General features: G+C 37.8%; 20 protein-coding genes. 11 read left to right on the top strand and 9 right to left on the bottom strand.

Annotated features, from left to right (window positions below; genetic code table 11):
* The first annotated feature begins 44 nt into the window (after positions 1–44).
* Positions 45–467 carry a hypothetical protein gene (locus C9J45_RS18550; RefSeq protein ID WP_107207567.1) on the top strand — a complete coding sequence of 141 codons (423 nt, stop codon included), beginning with the start codon at positions 45–47 and terminating at the stop codon, positions 465–467.
* 50 nt (positions 468–517) lie between these two features.
* On the opposite strand, the gene C9J45_RS18545 is transcribed toward C9J45_RS18550, so the two are convergent.
* The gene (locus C9J45_RS18545) at positions 518–1624 is read right to left on the bottom strand and encodes a diguanylate cyclase (RefSeq protein ID WP_107207568.1); all 1107 of its coding nucleotides are present in this window, start codon (positions 1622–1624) and stop codon (positions 518–520) included.
* Positions 1625–1952: 328 nt separating this feature from the next.
* On the opposite strand from C9J45_RS18545, the gene nrdD reads away from it, so the two are divergent.
* The 4 genes from nrdD (at position 1953) to C9J45_RS18525 (ending at position 7642) form a co-directional block, all read left to right on the top strand.
* Positions 1953–4079, top strand: a complete 2127-nt coding sequence (gene nrdD / locus C9J45_RS18540; RefSeq protein WP_107292859.1) for an anaerobic ribonucleoside-triphosphate reductase — start codon at positions 1953–1955, stop codon at positions 4077–4079.
* Between the two features lie 105 nt (positions 4080–4184).
* On the top strand, positions 4185–4655 hold the full coding sequence (nrdG, locus tag C9J45_RS18535) for an anaerobic ribonucleoside-triphosphate reductase-activating protein (RefSeq protein ID WP_107207570.1): 471 nt from the start codon (positions 4185–4187) through the stop codon (positions 4653–4655).
* Between the two features lie 529 nt (positions 4656–5184).
* A complete protein-coding gene (locus tag C9J45_RS18530) occupies positions 5185–7272 on the top strand; it encodes an EAL domain-containing protein (RefSeq protein WP_107292858.1) in 2088 nt (695 codons plus the stop codon).
* A 106-nt stretch (positions 7273–7378) separates the two neighbouring features.
* Positions 7379–7642 (top strand): DUF2960 family protein, encoded by a 264-nt coding sequence (locus tag C9J45_RS18525; RefSeq protein ID WP_045084205.1) that lies wholly within the window; start codon positions 7379–7381, stop codon positions 7640–7642.
* 62 nt (positions 7643–7704) lie between these two features.
* Here C9J45_RS18525 and C9J45_RS18520 read toward each other — a convergent pair whose 3' ends face one another.
* A complete protein-coding gene (locus C9J45_RS18520) occupies positions 7705–8067 on the bottom strand; it encodes a nucleotide pyrophosphohydrolase (RefSeq protein ID WP_107207572.1) in 363 nt (120 codons plus the stop codon).
* A gap of 80 nt (positions 8068–8147) precedes the next feature.
* Positions 8148–9056 (bottom strand): EamA family transporter RarD, encoded by a 909-nt coding sequence (rarD, locus tag C9J45_RS18515; RefSeq protein WP_107292857.1) that lies wholly within the window; start codon positions 9054–9056, stop codon positions 8148–8150.
* Positions 9057–9329: 273 nt separating this feature from the next.
* Here rarD and C9J45_RS18510 point away from each other — a divergent pair, with 273 nt between their 5' ends.
* Positions 9330–9683, top strand: coding sequence for a DUF2750 domain-containing protein (locus C9J45_RS18510; RefSeq protein WP_006644976.1), 354 nt, complete (start codon positions 9330–9332; stop codon positions 9681–9683).
* 55 nt (positions 9684–9738) lie between these two features.
* Here C9J45_RS18510 and C9J45_RS18505 read toward each other — a convergent pair whose 3' ends face one another.
* The gene (locus C9J45_RS18505) at positions 9739–10503 is read right to left on the bottom strand and encodes a 1-acylglycerol-3-phosphate O-acyltransferase (RefSeq protein ID WP_107292856.1); all 765 of its coding nucleotides are present in this window, start codon (positions 10501–10503) and stop codon (positions 9739–9741) included.
* 367 nt (positions 10504–10870) lie between these two features.
* Positions 10871–11299, bottom strand: coding sequence for a GNAT family N-acetyltransferase (locus C9J45_RS18500; protein WP_233217772.1), 429 nt, complete (start codon positions 11297–11299; stop codon positions 10871–10873).
* 276 nt (positions 11300–11575) lie between these two features.
* On the opposite strand from C9J45_RS18500, the gene C9J45_RS18495 reads away from it, so the two are divergent.
* The gene (locus C9J45_RS18495; protein ID WP_107261143.1) at positions 11576–12085 is read left to right on the top strand and encodes an NlpC/P60 family protein; all 510 of its coding nucleotides are present in this window, start codon (positions 11576–11578) and stop codon (positions 12083–12085) included.
* 45 nt (positions 12086–12130) lie between these two features.
* Here the strand turns inward: C9J45_RS18495 and C9J45_RS18490 are convergent, their stop codons facing one another.
* From C9J45_RS18490 to C9J45_RS18480, 3 genes are all read right to left on the bottom strand, one after another.
* Positions 12131–12655, bottom strand: a complete 525-nt coding sequence (locus C9J45_RS18490) for a protein disulfide oxidoreductase (protein WP_107261111.1) — start codon at positions 12653–12655, stop codon at positions 12131–12133.
* Between the two features lie 13 nt (positions 12656–12668).
* Positions 12669–14774 (bottom strand): protein-disulfide reductase DsbD, encoded by a 2106-nt coding sequence (locus tag C9J45_RS18485; RefSeq protein ID WP_107261109.1) that lies wholly within the window; start codon positions 14772–14774, stop codon positions 12669–12671.
* Between the two features lie 200 nt (positions 14775–14974).
* Positions 14975–15526, bottom strand: coding sequence for a hypothetical protein (locus C9J45_RS18480; protein ID WP_107287938.1), 552 nt, complete (start codon positions 15524–15526; stop codon positions 14975–14977).
* A gap of 75 nt (positions 15527–15601) precedes the next feature.
* On the opposite strand from C9J45_RS18480, the gene C9J45_RS18475 reads away from it, so the two are divergent.
* Positions 15602–16081: a glutathione peroxidase gene (locus C9J45_RS18475; RefSeq protein ID WP_107207578.1), complete on the top strand. Its 480-nt coding sequence runs from the start codon at positions 15602–15604 to the stop codon at positions 16079–16081.
* A 3-nt stretch (positions 16082–16084) separates the two neighbouring features.
* Here C9J45_RS18475 and C9J45_RS18470 read toward each other — a convergent pair whose 3' ends face one another.
* On the bottom strand, positions 16085–17011 hold the full coding sequence (locus tag C9J45_RS18470; RefSeq protein WP_107246118.1) for a CHAD domain-containing protein: 927 nt from the start codon (positions 17009–17011) through the stop codon (positions 16085–16087).
* A 223-nt stretch (positions 17012–17234) separates the two neighbouring features.
* Here C9J45_RS18470 and hppD point away from each other — a divergent pair, with 223 nt between their 5' ends.
* The 3 genes from hppD (at position 17235) to rimK (ending at position 19838) form a co-directional block, all read left to right on the top strand.
* Complete coding sequence (gene hppD / locus C9J45_RS18465; RefSeq protein WP_107207580.1) at positions 17235–18305, top strand: 4-hydroxyphenylpyruvate dioxygenase; 1071 nt, start codon at positions 17235–17237, stop codon at positions 18303–18305.
* Positions 18306–18468: 163 nt separating this feature from the next.
* Entirely contained in the window at positions 18469–18930 is a 462-nt protein-coding gene (locus tag C9J45_RS18460) for an ATP-dependent zinc protease (protein WP_107207581.1), read from the top strand.
* A 5-nt stretch (positions 18931–18935) separates the two neighbouring features.
* Positions 18936–19838, top strand: a complete 903-nt coding sequence (gene rimK / locus C9J45_RS18455) for a 30S ribosomal protein S6--L-glutamate ligase (protein ID WP_107207582.1) — start codon at positions 18936–18938, stop codon at positions 19836–19838.
* Positions 19839–19845: the final 7 nt, after the last annotated feature.

Here is a 19845-nt window from a genome sequence, read left to right as displayed (position 1 = left end):
TTGTGGCATCTTACTGTCAGCTTTGTTTTAGAAAGGAATCTAAGGTGGAAATACTACTGCTTGAACCCGAAGTTTCGTGGGGGAAATTTAAGATCCTTGCGTGGTTTGCTGCTTTATCTATTGTATTGGTCTATGTTGTGCTGCGTGTAGAAGCATACATGAAATTTAAGTCATTAACCGTTAAAAGCATTGTGTTTAAGTGCTCTTTTCTACCTGTATTATTTTTAACAGTAGGCTATTTAGAGCATTTAGATCGATTTTATAGTTTTGCGATTCAACCTAATGGCAATGTTATTTTGAACTATGTCTTTCCTGAAGGGAAAAAGGTAGCGCTTGAGCCAGAAAAGGCATGGATATCTCATGATCGTGCTGGCTGCGCTGTGTATATCAAAGCGCAAGCAGAACACTATAAAAGTGTAATGTCGATACGAGTATCTAAATGTCGGCAAGCCGTTGACGCAATATGACCAAAACAGCCACAGATGGTTATTATACATAGCTCAAAGTGCGGTATTTACTAAGCAGCGATATAACAATTTCGTCCTGATTTTTTTGCATCATATAAATTGTGATCTGCTTTTTCTATAAATTGCGTTGAACGTTGGCTTTCCTCATAAGTCGTTATACCTTGGCTGATTGTCACGATATGACTGGTTTGTGAGGCGGGATGATCAATCGCTACTTTAGTTAAGTTTTCCTGAATACGTTGGGCGACTAAAATAGCGCCATCAAGGTTGGTATTTGGTAACAAAACCGCAAATTCTTCTCCACCGAAACGAGAAACACTATCTGTGCCACGAAGCAAGCTTGCATCAATCACTTTTGCAACTAATTTTAAACACTCATCCCCCGCAATATGGCCTTGACTGTCGTTAAATGCTTTAAAGTGATCAATATCAATTAAAATTAGAGACAAAGGGATATGTAAGCGTTGGCTATTTTTAATTTGCTTCTCAAGTTCTATTTGGAAAAAACGGCGATTTTTAATTTGGGTTAATTGGTCACGAGAAGCGAGTTGATTTAACTCTTTTAGTAAACGTTTATTCTCATGTTCTTGTTGAATACGATTACTGAACCAGCGATATAGCACACGGCGTCCAGATTCAATGATGATGAGAGTGATCATAAACTTTTCAAACGAAAACAGTAATGTTAAGTGCTCATCTTTGATTGTTATCCAAGTACTCAAAGCAAGTATTGGTGTAATCGCTAAATATAAGGCATTTCGGTAGGTATAAAATCCAAGTAATGCCACCATAGTTGTCAGGTTGGCTAATACTTCAGAGAGTAAAGTGAATTGTGCATACAGGCCTAAGATTAAGATAGTTGCTCCCCAACTCAAACCATAGGTGAAGCTATAAAAGGCACTCACTAAGCGATAATTTGCAGGTTCAGTGCTGCGATTAAAATAAATGATCCCGAAACCAGAAAGTATCATTTGCCAAGTAAACTGGGCTGTTAACAAAAATGATATATCAGAGTCATTAGTGAAATGATTGAGCCATAATGTGACTAACATTAAAGATAAGATCATCAGAGATATCTTAGATGACCATAAAAAACCAATACGAAGGTTTTTATAGGTTACTTTATTGATACGCTGTGTAAGTGTTAAGCCATCCATTAAATATTCAAATCAGCCTAGTAAAAGTGTTTAATCAGTCTACTTCATTCAGCAAAAAATCAAGAATTTTTTCTCATTATTTTTACTTAAATACCAAATAATTTTATTGACAAGCGTATATGTAAATTTGCTTTTATAAAGAATTTTGTGACGCATCAGATGCATCGTTCGTATCGTAATCTCTCTTTAAAACAAATTGATTTGGATCAATGTTTGTTTTTTGAAAATCTCGCCTAATACCCACATCTTGTTGTTGCGTGTATACCGAGTACCTATATTTTGTGTTTACGTGACACTGTAATGAATATTGTATATTTAGGAGCCTAGTGTGAAACTTGTTGTGATTAAGCGTGATGGCTGCCGTGTACCTTTCGAAATGCAACGCATTAAAGAAGCGGTAATGGGTGCAGCTCAGTCAATCAATGACATGAATATGAGTGAAGTGGATGCAATGTCTGTTGCTGAAGCGACATTAGCTCAATTCCAGCATGCTGAAGAAGTAGATATTCACGCTATCCAGGACGCTGTAGAGAATCAATTGATGATTGGTCCTCACAAAACAGTTGCCCGTGCCTATATTGAATATCGCCATGATCGCGATGTTGCACGTGAAAAGAAAAGCCGCCTAAATAATGAAATTCGTGGTTTGATTGAGCAAAGCAATGCATCTTTACTTAATGAGAACGCGAATAAAGACAGTAAAGTGATCCCAACGCAGCGTGATTTATTGGCTGGTATTGTTGCTAAACACTACGCGACTCAACATTTGTTGCCGCGTGACATTGTTAAAGCACATGAGTGTGGTGATATTCACTTCCATGATCTGGATTATTCTCCTTTCTTCCCTATGTTTAACTGTATGCTGATTGATTTAAACGGCATGTTGACCCATGGTTTTAAAATGGGTAACGCAGAGATTGATACTCCTAAATCTATTTCTACCGCAACAGCAGTTACAGCTCAGATCATTGCACAAGTAGCAAGCCACATCTACGGTGGAACAACCATCAACCGTATTGATGAAGTATTAGCACCTTATGTTACTGTTAGTTATAAAAAGCATTTAGAAGTAGCAAAAGAGTGGGGCATTGAAGACCCAGTTGCTTTTGCTAATGCGCGTACTGAAAAAGAATGTTATGACGCATTCCAATCACTAGAATATGAAGTAAACACATTACATACCGCAAATGGGCAAACACCGTTTGTTACTTTCGGTTTTGGTTTAGGTACGTCGTGGGAATCACGCTTAATTCAACAATCTATTTTGAAGAACCGTATTTCAGGTTTGGGTAAAAATCATAAGACGGCAGTATTCCCTAAGCTTGTGTTTGCCATTAAAGATGGCTTAAACCATAAACAAGATGACGCGAACTACGATATTAAGCAATTGGCGTTAGAGTGTGCTTCTAAGCGCATGTACCCAGACATTTTGAACTATGACAAGTTAGTTGAAGTAACGGGTTCATTCAAAACGCCGATGGGTTGTCGTAGTTTCCTTGGTCCGTATGAAGAAAATGGTGAGTTGATCCACGAAGGCCGCAATAACCTTGGTGTTGTAAGTATTAACCTTCCACGTATTGCATTAGAAGCAAAAGGGGATGAAGCGCGTTTCTTTACTTTATTAGATGAGCGTTTGGCCTTATCTCGTCGTGCACTTGATGCACGTATCTCCCGTCTTGATGGAGTGAAAGCACGTGTAGCCCCTATTTTATATATGGAAGGAGCATGTGGTGTACGCCTTAAAGAAGATGATGACGTATCAGAAATCTTCAAAAATGGTCGTGCTTCAATTTCGCTTGGCTATATTGGTATTCATGAAACAGTGAATGCACTATATGGCAATGATACGCATGTATACGACAGTGAAGAGCTTCGCCAAAAAGCGGTTGCCATTGTTCAGCGTTTACGCGATGCAACAGATGCATGGAAGAAAGAAACGGGGTATGGCTTTAGCTTATACAGTACGCCAAGTGAAAACCTATGTAGTCGTTTTTGTGCAATCGATACTAAAGAATTTGGTGTTGTTGCAGGTGTGACGGACAAAGGCTACTACACAAATAGCTTCCACCTAGATGTTGAAAAGAAAGTAAACCCATACGATAAAATTGACTTTGAGATGGCTTACCCTGATATCGCGAATGGTGGCTTCATCTGTTACGGTGAATACCCAAATATTCAGCATAACCTTGAAGCACTAGAAGATGTATGGGATTACAGCTATTCGCGTGTTCCTTATTACGGTACTAATACACCCATTGATGAGTGTTATGAGTGTGGTTTTACGGGTGAGTTTGACTGTACAAGTAAAGGCTTTACATGTCCTAAGTGTGGTAACCACGAGCCATCTAAGGTATCAGTAACACGCCGTGTATGCGGTTACTTAGGTAGCCCTGACGCACGCCCGTTTAACTTCGGTAAACAAGAAGAAGTGAAGCGTCGTGTTAAACACATGTAATTTCTATTTGAGTGCATAGTGTAACAAGATAAAAGTGCCTGAGAGGGCACTTTTTCTTTTTAAGATTATTATTTAATAAATTACTAGAGAGTGTAGGTGACCAATATGAATTATCACAACTATTACCCTGTCGATATTGTTAATGGACCGGGCACTCGTGCAAGTTTATTTGTTTCTGGCTGTATTCATCAGTGTCGAGGTTGTTATAACCAGAGTACATGGCGACTAGATGCAGGGCACTTTTTTAGCCAAGAGATGGAAGATCAGATCATTAATGATTTGAACGATACTAGAATTAAACGCCGTGGTTTGTCTTTATCTGGAGGTGATCCATTACACCCAAACAACGTGCCTGATATTTTAAAGTTGGTAAAACGTGTCCGTAGTGAATGTATTGGTAAAGATATTTGGTTATGGACGGGGTACACGTTCGCTGAGTTAACTGAGCAGCAACAGCAAATTGTTGATCTTATCGATGTTCTTGTTGATGGAAAATACGAAGAATCTCAACGAGATCCTGCTTTGGTATGGCGTGGTAGTGAGAATCAAGTTATCCACTATTTAACTAAAAAATAATCATAATGAGAATTACATGATAATTTTGACTTACTATCGTAACTTACTGATTATTTAAAAATCCCACCTGTATGAAAAACATACGAAAAGTGTGTTTTTTCACAGCGTTAGTAAAGTTATCCACTGTTTCTGTGTATAAGTATGGGAAAAGGCAGTGTATGATTTTACCCATGCCCTATTAACGAGAATACGTTTAAAACATGTCACATTTTAATTATTACTCCTGTGGTTACATAACGGTATTTATCTCTTATTTCTTTGATATGCAGCTTTAAATAGTGTTCGAAGTATACTTTATTAACAATCTCTTACATGTTTTGTGTGAAGTGATAGGTAGCACAGTATTTTATAAATTTTCATGTATAATAAACTGATATGATTGATAGTATAATTTATTGAAATAAAATAATTAGTTAGCGTTGTTCGTGATGATTAGTTGATGTTATCAACACGAATGTTGGTATTGAGTAGTGAAATACAGGCAGCATCGAGCTGATAGTATTTATCATAATTAAATAAGAAAATAGTTATGACTGTTTACAGAGTAATGTCAGAGCTCTCGTCGAATAAATATCTTGTTGCTGTTTCGAATGTCTTTATCATGGCCTTACCGCTGGCATTAATCTCGACGTTCTGTGAACTTATAGCGGTATTCTGTGAGCACTACGGCTATGACTCATTAACTGGCACGATAAGGTATGTAGGTGAATCAACGGGTTTGATGTTTCCTATATTGATCAACTTTTATCTTGTTACATACCTCTCTTCTGTAAAACGTATCCCTAAAGGGGTCTCAATAGCCAGTGCATTAACTGTGTATTTTGTTGTGTCCTACCAATGGGGCTTTTTATCGCAAATTATGCCATTACCTAATAGTTTTCCGTTGTCGTTATTAACGGCATATATTACTTGTGGACTGATTTCTCGATTAAAGAAATTTCGTGTTTTTAGAGGCAGTGATCGCGACTCCGTCATCGACAGCTCAGCAAACATGCTACTAGGTGCGATAGTCTCCATTGGTGCATTGATAACATCCAGTCAGCTTATTTACTTTGCTGTTAATTCGGTAAGCATTTCATCTTCATTATTACCCTCGCTTGATCCTACTTCTTTTGTTGATGGCCTTATTTATGAGTTATTGCGCGGGGCGTTTTGGTCCGTAGGGATCAATGGCCATAATGTACTTCATATGTACAAAGCTGAACTTTACGATATCACTATGGTGAATATTTCAGCATGGCATAATTTTGGTGCAGATCTTAATATTATCAGCACCAATTTTTATGATTTCTTTACGGGTATTGGTGGTAGCGGCAACTTATTGAGCTTAGTTATTTGTATGCTGTTATTTGCAAAAAGTGAAGGCTATAAAGTATTAGCAAAAGCGTCCCTTATCTTGTGTCTTTTTAACGTCAATGAGCCGGTGCTCTATGGTGTGCCTGTTATATTTAATCCAATCATGATTATTCCTTTTCTGATTGCACCTGCAATTGGTTTTGTGGTGGCTTATGGATCGATGTATTGGGGAATTGTGCCACCATTAAGTGAAATCCAAAGCTGGTTAATGCCGCCTTTATTAAGCGGCTATGTTGCAACAGGAGGGGCTATTTCTGGCGCAATATTACAGGCTGTTATCATCCTAATTGGTGTCGCGATCTATTACCCATTCTTTAAACTAATGGATAAGCGTAACCTTGGTATTGGTGTGTCCGATGTCTTCTCCAATCGCTTATTTACCAGTGATGAGATTGAAGTTAAAACACGTTTAACCAGTTTTATACCGTCTTTACATCGAAATTTAAAAGCACAAAAAGAGATCGAACGGCTACAAGCTGAAGGGGAGTTTTTACTCTATTTTCAACCTCAGGTTGATGTGAATACGAATAAGATCATTAGTTTTGAAACACTTATTCGTTATCATGATAAGGATGGAAAGATTTTACCGCCGACGTTTTTAGCCGCCTTTAATCAATTAGGGTTAATGCCTGATTTAGATTATTGGGTTTTTGACAAAGCATTACGTGCTGGCGAACGATTTGCGAAAGTGAATGAGAACATTAGATTATCGATAAATATCTCACCAGATACTGTCTTAAAGAAAAATTTTGTCCAAACGATTAAAACACATATTGAAGAGAGCTCACTGTCATTCTCTCAAATTGAAATTGAGATCACTGAAGAGTTATTGGTGCAAAATGAAGCCGATGTTGCGAAAGTCATCGATCAATTACATCAATTAGGCATTGCCGTAGCATTAGACGATTTTGGTACTGGCTATTCATCACTGGCTTATTTATCGCGTTTTGATTTTGATAAAGTAAAAATTGATCGAACACTGGTACTGAATCTAGAAACACAGCGAGGTAAAGATCTGTTTAGCTTAGCTGTACAACTCGGTAAGATCACCAATGCTGAGATTGTTGTTGAAGGGGTAGAGCATCTTAAAGAAGTTGAATTTATTCAATCTGTGGGGGTACGCTATATTCAAGGTTTTTATTACTATCGACCAATGTCGCAACAAGATGTTTTTGCTAATGAATTATTACAAGACTTTGTTTCTAATAACGATATAAATAATGATCTGACAACCAAGCAGGTAACAGCTATCGAGGTATAGTTTAATGGTGACGGATTTATTAAATAATACCGCGTTGTTTAAGCTTCCATCTTAAAAGGATATACGGTAAATTTCGTATCCATTTTTATGCTCTACTGGGGACGTTATGTCACGCACTATTATCTATACCTACAAAAATGAAGAAAAAGAGCTTATTTTTTCATTTGATCAATACCGTAATATTCATGAAGCGGTAGCTGCTGCAGAAGGTATCGACTTAACGTCATTTCTAAAAATGGAATTGCAAGTTGAAGCAGTTTCAAATTCAAGTAAAGCTGCCCGTGACTATCGTGATAGTTATTTTCGTAAGCTAGGCTTTGGTAAAATTGCTTTAGCGAAAAAAGAAAATCGCGGTGTTGGCCAAAAATAGTTGGCAAGTAAATGAAAAAGGCTGGCTATAATCGCCAGCTTTTTTGTTTTTACTGAACGCTGTTATAACTCATTATATTTTTTCGCTGATCCATAACATTTCTCAATAGGGTATTTATCAGCATTTTTGATTATCTTTCTCTGGCAAGCCTCTAAAATATCCACATCGCACTTATCCGCTAATCGAACCAAGTACATCATCACATCCGCAAGTTCTTCTTCTAATTGCCGTTTTTTTTCAACTGAAAGGTCTTGGCTTTGCTCGGGGGTTAACCATTGGAAAATTTCTGTTAATTCACCCACTTCACCACTTAAGGCCATTACTAAGTTTTTAGGGGTATGGAACTGATCCCAATTGCGCTGTATTGCAAAGTGTCGGAGTTGTTCTTGTAGTTGCTGTAGCTCTGAAGGTGGGTTTGATGACATGATAAAACGTTCTTATTTGGACAATAATTGAAGGATAAACAAAAACACCGTACAACGCACGGTGTTTACATTTAAGACAATTACGAGTGAGGCAGGGTAACGTTACGCTTTTTATCGAATAAGTTGGGTAATGCTTCAAGCGTACAAAAGATCAAACCTGCCCAAATAAGGCTAAAACTGATCGCTTTAGTATGATCAAAGACCTCACCAAACAAGAACACGGCTAATAAGAACTGTAATGTTGGCTCGATATATTGCATTAATCCAACCATTGTTAAGCTAGTACGATTCAGTGCTAAAGCGAAGAAGATTAAGGGTGCGACTGTAACTGGCGCAGAGCCTACATATAATAGAAATGAAGTCGTACCTGATGTTAACGACACACTATCACCAGAGAAGTAAAGCCACAGCATATAAATTACAGCAAAGGGGGTAAGGATAGCGGCTTCAATAGTCACCGAGGTTAATGCATCATATCTTATATACTTTTTGGTTAATCCATAGATAGCAAAAAAGCTGCCCATAAGAAGAGACAACCAAGGTAATTCCCCGTACTGCCAGACTTGATAAGCAATACCTAAGATAGCCAGAACCACAGCGATTACTTGAGCTTTTGTGAGCTTTTCTCTTAAGAAAAACATACCTAAGGCAATAGCAAATAATGGGTTAATAAAATAACCAAGACTTGCGGCAAGCACTTCACCGTGGGTAATCGCCCAGGTAAAAGCATACCAAGATACACTCATAATACAGCCAGCAACACCGCACATGAAGAACGATTTCTTATCTGCCAACAGTTCCGTAACGTTAGGTAAAGGCCGTTTAAGTAGTAGTATGACTAATAACATAACAGGCACTGAAAAAATAAGTCTTAGTGCGAGTAATTCATTAATATTGGCTTGTGGCAAGAACTGATAATACAGTGGGAGAATTCCCCAAAGCACAAAAGAAAATGCCGCCAGCATATTTCCAGCACGACGAGATTGCATTGATTGACCTAACAGTAAGTGTAAATGTTTGATGTAATGTGTTGGCAAGACTTTGCCATATCGGGTGGAACAGAATGAACCTAGACGATAATCGCGACATTTTGCCATCGAATAGGTATATGTCAACATTATTTTATATCTATATAGCATAAAAATATAAACAATATTTAATCACTGTTTATTCTGTTTTTTGTTAAACTTCATGGGTTAGAGTGCTGTGGTGATATAAGCTATGGTTGCTTGCCATTTAGGTTTACAACTGAGAGAAAATAGATGACTAAATTAACGTCAGATATCCAAGCTAACAAATTAATGTTTGTTGAAGAAACACAAAATACACGTATTGTTTGGAGCCTTCGTAATGAAGAAGGTGATTGGCTATCTGTTGCTTCATCTGAGTTTGAAGATTCGGAAGTAATGCCATTCTGGTCAAATGAAGAAGATGCGAAAGCGCAATGTGCTGATGAGTGGGCTGAGTTCCAACCAAGTGAATTGCCACTAGATATTTTCTTAGAAGATTGGATGATCACATTAGCTGAAGACGGTGTTCTTGTTGGTTTGAACTGGAACGAAAGTCTTGAAGGTGTGGAAGTTGAGCCTAGCGATGTTGCTAAGCTTTACATCTAAGCCTTAGATTGTTGATATAATTTACACCCAATGAAACTCATTGGGTGTAATTATTTTAGGCTTTATTCTCTTTTGATGTCTCTTCACTCGCCAAATAAGAATCTTGCGATAATTCATTATCAAGTTGGGCGATCTTTTCTGCCATAAGTTGATGGCATTTTTCAGCTAACTGTCTTGCGTCAGTCGATTTAAATGTTTGAGTGTCGATTGGGGCTAGCATTTCAGCTATAACAGTACCGTTATCAAGTTTATTTAAATCAATCTTATTGTGTGTCGTACTGATCACGACAGGAATAATAGGTACACCTGCTTCTATCGCCATTCTAAAAGCTCCTGTCTTAAAAGGCAGCAATCCACGTCCTTTGCTTCGCGTGCCTTCTGGGTAAACCCAGACAGATAAATTTCGCTGGTGGATAGCATCAGCAACTTGCTGAATGGTATTACGCGCTTTGGCTTTATTCTCACGAACAATCAGTATATTGCCCGTGATCCAGTAAAGCTGCCCGAAGAAAGGGATCCATAATAAGCTTTTTTTCCCTAGTGACACGGTATTTGGTTGCAACATACCAGGGGTCGTAACAAAGTCATAAACACTTTGGTGATTGGAGATATAGACGGCATTAGCAATATTGGCGCTGTTACTGAGTCCACGTTGCTCAACACGAACACCTGTAATTTTTTGCAATTGGTTAAACCAGCGGCAAAAGGTGTAGACATGTTTAGGTGCACGAGGTCGGTTTATTAGGCAGTAAAGTAGTGCACAACAGGTTGTAATGATAATAAAAAGGGTTGCGATGGTAATTCGAATTAAAGCCAGCACATATACTCCTTATGCTGTTTAAGTTATGTCGCATGACTACATCTTTATACATTACCTAAATAGTTATTATTGTGATAGTGTGGCTTTACAAATAATTAACATTTTATAGTGTGTTATCACGATTTATAAAAATATACGGTATCTGGTCAGATGATATATTGCTTGTTAATAACATTAACAGTTACATTTTCAATCTAGGCGTGAAGATAATCGCATATGTATTTATAGATAAGTAAATGACTGGATCTTAAATAGGATAAAAGTAAAAATTATATATAGATAATCAATACGTTATAGACGTAGTTTTTATCTCTTCTGTTGTATAAATTTTTGAGCTTACTTAACAGTAAGCTTTTTTTTTCCTTCCCTACAATAATTTTACCATGTTGTAGCGTTCGAACGTAATGTCGTCACGGATAGCAATTTCTGTATCGATTAATTCAAAACCTAGCTTGCTAAACAAGGGTAGAGAGAGTTTACTGGCTGTAACACTCAGTGTTGTTTGATGGCTTATATGTGCTATTTGTTCGAGCTTACTATAAATAGCACTCGCGACACCCAAGCGATTAAACTCAGGCCGGGTATAGAGTAAAGCAATATAATTTTTCGGATGAAGTTGACCGAACCCCATGACACTCCCTTCATTGTTAATTGCCATTATTACAGCACCTTGTGTTAATAATTTAGCAAATTCGTTTGGGTGTTTGCGCGGATAATCAGCCCATATTTTGACTTGTTGTGGATGATAATAAGCAGGCGCAATTTTTGTAATAGCGTCATAGTAAAGCTGAGACAATTCTTGCTCATAATGGGGATTATAATTATGAAATTGTATTGAGGTCATATTGTTGAGCGTATACGTTTAATGTTTGTATCTAATTTTAAGATATTAGAATTGTTATTGTTTGGAATAGGTCAAATTTATTCTGATAGTGTGCACTTTGTCCTTATTATTGGTATTATTTTAAGCCATAATCAATAAAAGTATTATCAAACGATCAGTACAGGCTAAATTTTGAAGAACGGATTTAAATATAATAAACACGCATTATTTGCATTGGCGCTTGTGTCAATGATTGGGTGTTCTTCGACTGACTCTGTAAATGATAAAACATCAAACAATAAGGCTGCTGAAACAACGTCAGTAGACAAAAAAATTGCTGTTAGCAATGATATGTTGGAAGAAGGTTTGAAAAAGAACGCTTCTGTAGATACAGGTATGTTTGATGGTGTTTACCATTCATGGAAAGGAACACCTTATCGTCTTGGTGGAACAACAAAGAAAGGCATTGATTGCTCAGCATTTGTGCAAGTAGGTTATTCCAGTGTTTACCAAATGATGTTGCCAAGAACAACATTACAATTGGTGAAAAAGGGACGTAAAGTTTCACGTAACAGTGCAAAAGAAGGGGATTTAGTCTTTTTCCGAACGGGACGTAATACACGCCATGTTGGAATATATTTAGGCAATTCAGAATTTATGCACGCGTCACAATCAAAAGGTGTGATGATTTCACGCTTAGATAATCCTTATTGGAAGCGACATTTTTGGCAAATTAGACGTATGCCGAAACCACAATGACAATTAGATGATAAAAAGCCCAACTACTCTAGCTGGGCTTTTTATTTATAAATATGTTGCGGCCATTACTCTAGCGAATAAACCAACAGGAGTCGTCACACCTGTCGTAGAATTAAAGACTTCGCCATTTTTAACAATAAGAATAGTAGGTGTAGCACTTATCCCTAATTGTTGGCTAATAGAACCATTTTGGTCATTAATGACAGGAAAGCGATAATCTTTACTGTTCATGTATGCTCGTAAAGAACGGTCATCTCCAGAGCGAATAGCAACACTAAATACCTTTATATTCAGATCACTTTGATATTGCTGCAGCCAATTGATTGATGGACTTACAAAGCGGCAACTTGGACACCATGTTGCCCATAAATAGAGTACAACAGGCTGTTGATAACTGAGAGTTAGCCAATCAATATCATGCTGGTTTATAGTTTTTTCTACCGAATGGTTATCAACAGAAACCGTTAAATCTTTATTTCGCCAGATATCAACCACAATACTTATTGCTGTTACTAATATAGCAGTGATAAGTATGTTTTTAAGCCATCCTTTGGCAGACGTCCTTGTCATGTATGTTATTCCTTTATTCCTTACTTGCTTTTTTAATTGCGTTAAGCACTTCGTCACTTGTTAAAATTACGGGCAATGGGATACCTTGAGGCGCATTAGGACCATATACAATATTAAATGGTACACCAAAACGTCCATGTGACTGTAAGAAGCCTGTGACGTAGTCAGAAGGTTTTGTCCAATCACCGCGCATTAACACGATGTTATCAGCAGATAAGGCTGAATATACGGGCTCTTGCAGTAATACACCGACTTTATTGGCTTTACATGTGATACACCATTCAGCTGTAACATCAACAAAGACTGTTTTTCCTTCAGCGACTTGTTTTGCAATGTTATCAACGTTTAGCGTTTGCCAATGGTGGTCATCAGCTAGCGGCTTCGCCCAATGGTTTGAGGTTAAGCTACCCACGATAAGGCTACCTGCAACACCCAGTAAAAGAACTGCTGTTGTGATGATAACGGCTTTACGTCCTTTCTTACGACCTAATTGCCATAAGATAACAAGCATGATCAGTAGACCAATCACCCAAACAACCGCTGCAGAAAAGAAGCTAGTCATTAAGCTTAATAGCCAGATACTGGTTGCCAGCATCATCAAACCAAACAGCGTTTTAACCCTATCCATCCATAGACCAGGTTTTGGCAATGCGTTTGCCAGTTGTGGGAAGAGAGCAATGAGCAACCATGGTGCAGCCATACCAATCGCTAACGCGGTGAAGATGGCAAAAAGTGTCACATAATTAGCACCTAATGCGAACGCGACAGCTGTGCCTAAGAATGGGGCACTACATGGCGTTGCAAGAAGGGTGGCAAACATTCCTTGAATAAAGTGCCCAAGGTGTGAGTTATCCCCTTTGGTTGCCATCCAAGTATTGGTGTTACTTGATAAGCGAATTTCAAATAAGCCTAACATATTTGCACCAAACAGGACGGTGATCGCAATCATGGCACCAATAAACCAAGGGCTCTGGAATTGGATTCCCCAGCCCAACGCTTGGCCTGATAATTTCATTAATGCTAAAAAGCCAGCCAATAGCCAAAATGAGGTGATAATACCTGCAGCAGAAGCGATAAATTGGGTACGGATTTGGCGTTTTTCTAAGCCTTTCGCTGAAACAACGCTACTTAACTTCATGCCTAATACCGGTAATACGCATGGCATGATATTAAGAATTAAACCGCCCAATAGCGCAATGCCAATTATTTCTAATAAGTTACTATTAGAACTTGGCACAATCACTGGGGTATCTGTTGCTGTTGCTGGGATCTCAACAGCGAGATTATTATCACCGATTGTGATTTGAAGTGGTTCACCAACAAGCTTTGGTGTACCAAACCAACTGGTCACCGGTAATACCGCATACAGTGTTTTATCTTTAATCGTAACATTCGGCGCTAAAAAAGAGGTGTCTTTAACGGCTTTATTATGTCCGTCAATCAACACATCTGGTTTTATCCAGCCAGCCTTATTTGTTGCAACCACCGTAATTGCTTTTTTGTCCTTGTTATAAGAGACAGTATCCAATGTTACTGCTTGAGACGATTTAGGTACTTGGCTATAACCCTTGTTGTATAAAAACATCGCGTCAGTCGATAAGCTGAGTTTTTCAGGGTTAAAATCAAGTGCTAATTCATAGTCAGTCAGTACACAAATACTGGTACAGGAAGACATGGTTAATTTACCTGCAAGGAATACAGGCTTATTCATGTCTTTTACATGAATTGAAAGTGGGAAAATAACATCATGTTTATAGCCCAGCGTTTCAACACCTAAGAACTCATAACGTTTTGGCATCGGCCACTGCCAGTCAACACTTTCAACATTACTAGACATATCCCAGTTTATAGATGGTGCGACACCACCTTCACCAGGCGATCGCCAATAGGTTTTCCAATCTTTATCAAGTTTAACTTCTAGCAGTCCTTGAACTGTATGGTTAGCTGTGTCTTTTTCACCCGTTAGCACTAACCTAACTTGCACAGGGGGATGCTGTGGGTTTGTTACCCACCCAGTTGTAATCTCAGTAGCCGCAAAGGTTTGACTGGAAAAAGTGATACTGAGTAATGCGCCGAGCATGGCACAGACGAAATAAGTATTGAGATATATCTTTTTCAATCTAGAACTCCGTTTTAACAATGCGCATGTCATTGCAACGATCATGAGCGTATAAATTTTATACTATGGTCTTGGTGATAAAATAGAACGGTAAAATAACGACTCTATTTCATCGAGTTAGCAAAATATTTAGATTATTAGGTGACAGTCTATTTACGTTTTGGTTCGCGTATTATCGCGATAAGTTATGCTGTCATTTCCTATTGTTGTTGCGATAACCTGAACATACGCTTTAGTTTTGTGAAAAGGCTTTGCTGCGTCGTTTTTTTTCCTTGATAGTATGCTTGCAGTAACCGTTGTCGAAGCTGTTCATCTTTTTTACTGTCATTCGACTGTTTTATCTCTTCACTAATGTGATCTAACAGCGTCTCTGCTTGTTCATTAGCATAACTATAATCAATTTTATTTGCCCCTTGAACAAGCAACCATAGTAGAGTGATCAGAATATATTCATCGACATCTTGATTAATAAATTTGCTAGCGTGTTCAACCCCTACGGTTGATTGAAATACCGATTGCATTTGATGATAGGCGGTCTGTTGTTCAGTCCAACGAGACGAGGCAATGTGATGTTGTTGCGTCATATAGCCTAATAGTAACGCTAAAGGCTCTTTATCTTGTCGTTGGTGGCAAATATCATTAAATCGAGGTGTTGATTCATGAATAAAAGCATTAATAATGTTTTTCTCTTTTTCTGATAAATCAAGTTGTTCAAGGCCAAGAGAAAAAAATAAGTGTTTGAGATCTGTCATGCTATTAACTTCGTACAAAAGGACGTCCACAGAATAACATGGACAATTAGCGAGTAATAATAAATAGGAATGAGAATGACAAAAATTTATGACTTCGAGGTTAAAGCACTTTCAGGGGAAGCGCTTTCATTAAGTGCTTTTGAAGGGAAGGTTATACTCGTTGTAAATACTGCTAGTAAGTGTGGTTTTACACCTCAATATGAAGCATTACAGGCATTATATGAAAAGTATCGTGATCAAGGCTTAGTAATACTTGGTTTTCCATGTAATCAGTTTGGTGGACAAGAGCCTGGAACTGAAAGCCAAATTAAACAGGAGTGTCTAATCAATTATGGCGTGACATTTCCGATGTTTAGTAAGGTGGATGTAAAAGGGCGTGATGCTGAACCTGTATTTTCTTATCTCGTAAAACAATTACCTGGCCTGCTAGGCAATGATATTAAATGGAATTTCACCAAGTTTTTGATTTCAAGAGAGGGTGAACCAATGAAACGCTATGCACCCACCACAAAACCATTTGCTTTAGAAGATGATATTATCAAGCTACTATCATAATGATTAATAAGCAGTATTTTGACTACATAGGATGACTTCATTAATCAATTGCTGCTTATTTTCTAGGTGCCGTTGTTGTGCTTTTTGAAGTAATAAACCAATCGCCTTCGCACGTCTCCCCGTTGTTTTGTATTGCTCTAAATAATGATTAAGAAAGTCAATTTGTACCGAGCTGTCATTGAAGTCACCTAATTTGGCTTGTAGAAACTTCACTGTTTTTAATTTCAAACGAAGTGATAACTGTTCTGTTAATGGGTGGTAGTACTCCAAACCATAACGTAATTTTTTATATTTGATTCTCAAGCGATGAAGTTGCGCGTCAGACGTTTTTGAATCAATAGCCTTCATTGAGGTGATAATACGATTGTTTAAGTTCACGAATAGCGTGTTTATCATTTGTTGTGGTGGTGTAGATAGATCTTCCATGAGAGGCGATAGCTGCTTTAACTGTATACAGATGAGCTTATATTGCGTTTTATATTCTTCGCTTTTTAACCAATGCTTATTTTTCTTATAGGCTTTTTGGCGTTGGTGCTGCAGATCGTCAAAAAAGCGTGCCAGTCCTTGATGATGCTTATGTTCGACTAAGTAAAAGTAATGCTCCATTTGCATGAGATAAACATCGAGATCGCGTTGTAAATTAGTGGGCTGCATTAAACTTTTGATAGCTAAATTCGTTTCTTTTAGTTGTTCTGGAATGAAAAGTGATTGATGGAGACTAAGTATGGCGCGTATACGGCGCATGGTAACGCGATATTGATGAAGAAATTCAGGATCATCATCTTTTACAATACCTTTTTGATAGTTTTCACAAAAAGAGAAGCTCTGTAATACGTGAGCGCGAATAATTTTAAATAGTGGCAAAGTAGAATGAATAGGATAAACACCTGACGTTTTTCGAGGAAGCTGAAAAGTGTCTCGCTTATGCATGATTTTGCCTAACTAGTAAAATTCACTTTAAACCCTAAATATAGAACAAATAAACGTTTACAGCTGAAACATGAGGCTTATTTGTGTATGTAAATATTATGGAAACAGTACGTTACAATGAAGAATAAATTAAATGAACAATGACGAAAGATAAAACTGCCCGTTATTTTGAAGTGCTGCTAAAGCTTAAAGAGTTAACAATAAGTTTTATAGGAGTCACTGTATGTCAAAAGTATGTAATCCATTAGGCACTGATGGTTTTGAATTTGTTGAATACACTGCTCCAACAAAAGTTGGGATCACTAAGCTTAAAAAATTATTTAGACAAATGGGCTTTGCGGAAATAGCGAAACATAAACATAAAATGGTGTGGCTTTACCGTCAGGGGGACATAAACTTCATAGTTAATGGCGAGTTAGCTTCGCAAGCAAGTTCGTTTGCATTGCAGCATGGCGCAAGCGTTAATGCGATGGCATTTCGGGTGAAAGAGGTTAACAAGGCGTTAGACTATGCTATCAAGCATGGTGCAACGAGGTGCGAAAATAATGTTGGGCTTATGGAACTCAACATTCCCGCTATTGAAGGTATTGGTGGTGCATTATTATATTTTGTCGATCGTTATGGCGAACGAGATATTTATGAAGTGGATTTTGAGTATTACCCAGACGCACAACAGCGTTTAGCCGCTATAGATACAGGGTTATTAACGATTGATCACCTTACGCATAATGTTGCAATTGGACACATGGATAAGTGGTCTGATTTTTATGAAAAAATTGCTAATTTTCAAGAAATTAAATATTTTGATATTAAAGGGAAACTGACTGGTTTAAAATCTCGCGCAATGACATCACCTTGTGGCAAAATCCGCATTCCTATCAATGAATCAAGCGATGAACATTCTCAAATTGCAGAATACTTAAAACAATATAATGGAGAAGGGATTCAGCATATCGCTTTAAGTACTAATGACATTCTTTCATCTGTGAAAAAACTTCGTCAATTAGGTGTTATCTTCATGGATACACCGGATACTTATTACGAACTGGTCAATAAAAGGATTGATTGTCACGATGAAAATATTGCATTGTTGCAGCATGACAAAATACTGATCGATAGCGATGAACATGGTATTTTGTTGCAAATTTTCACGGGAACTGTGATTGGCCCCGTATTTTTTGAGATTATTCAACGCAAAGGAAATCAAGGATTCGGTGAAGGTAATTTTCAAGCTTTGTTCGAATCAATTGAACTTGACCAAATACGCCGAGGTGTCCTGAGCGAAAAATCTTAGCTTAATGAAAATAAGCAATTTGTTTCCCTGCTGTTAGCTATAAATTTTACATTTCTTCAATGTAAAATTTATACCAGAGGGTCTGGTTAATGTTCTCTATACTGTAGTAGTATCATTTCAAGGTATTGGGTTTAATGCTTCTATAGTATATTGGACATCTAATATGGTTAATAAAGATACAATAGTGAATAAAAATAATAAGTTTCTTGTTGGGTGGCGTGAAGTTGCTACATTACCTGATCTGGGTATCAATAATATTCATGTAAAAATTGATACTGGTGCACGTAGTTCGTGCCTACATACTTTCAAAATTGAAGAATTTACCCGTGACGGTGAAGATTGGGTGAAGTTTTGGATTCATCCAATCCATAACAACACCGACGTAGAACAAATTTGTGAAGCTAAAGTGGCTGATAAACGCGTTGTAAGAAACTCAGGTGGTGATGAGCAACTGCGCTACTTTATCGTTTCTACAATTGATTTTAATGGTCAACAGTGGCCGATTGAAATTTCGCTAACCAGTCGTGATAATATGGCTTTCCGTATGCTACTAGGGCGTACAGCTATGCATGATCGTATTATTGTTGATCCAGAAGCATCTTATCTTATTAAAAATCAAGGCTAGTTGTCATGAAAATTGGAATTTTATCTCGCAATCGTTCACTGTATTCGACAGCTCGTTTGATTGAAGCCGCTGAACAACGTGGCCATGAAATTAAAGTGATCGATGCACTGCGTTGTTATATGAACATTAACTCGCAAAAACCTCAGATTCACTTTAAAGGTGAAGATTTAGTGGATTTTGACGCGATTATTCCACGTATAGGTGCATCAGTAACATTTTACGGTACTGCTGTTTTGCGTCAGTTTGAAATGATGGGTGTATATACCGTTAATGAATCTGTAGCGATAAGCCGCTCACGTGATAAGTTACGTTCAATGCAACTACTATCACGTAAGTGTATTGGTATGCCTGTGACAGGTTTTGCAAGTAAGCCTGATGACGTTAAAGATTTACTTGATATGGTTGGTGGTGCGCCAGTCGTTATTAAGCTATTAGAAGGCACACAAGGCATTGGTGTTGTTCTTGCTGAAACACGTAAAGCTGCTGAAAGTGTTATTGAAGCTTTCATGGGTCTTAAAGCGAATATCATGGTTCAAGAATACATTAAGGAAGCAGGCGGTGCAGATATCCGTTGTTTCGTTATTGGCGATAAAGTGATTGCAGCAATGAAACGCCAAGGTGCAGAAGGCGAGTTCCGTTCAAACCTACACCGCGGTGGTAGCGCAGCACTGGTTAAGATCACACCTGAAGAACGTAAAACAGCCGTTGCAGCTGCAAAAATTATGGGATTAGGTGTTGCTGGTGTTGACCTGTTACGTTCAGAGCGTGGTCCACTTGTTATGGAAGTTAACTCTTCACCAGGCCTTGAAGGTATTGAGAAAGCGACAGGTAAAGATATTGCCGGCATGATCATCGATTACATCGAAAAAAATGCAGTGAAAAAAACGACACTTCGCAATAAAGGCTAATTGAAAA

The organism is Photobacterium sp. GB-1 (assembly GCF_003026165.1).
Taxonomy (GTDB): domain Bacteria; phylum Pseudomonadota; class Gammaproteobacteria; order Enterobacterales; family Vibrionaceae; genus Photobacterium.
This window is presented reverse-complemented; position numbering and strand designations above follow the sequence as displayed.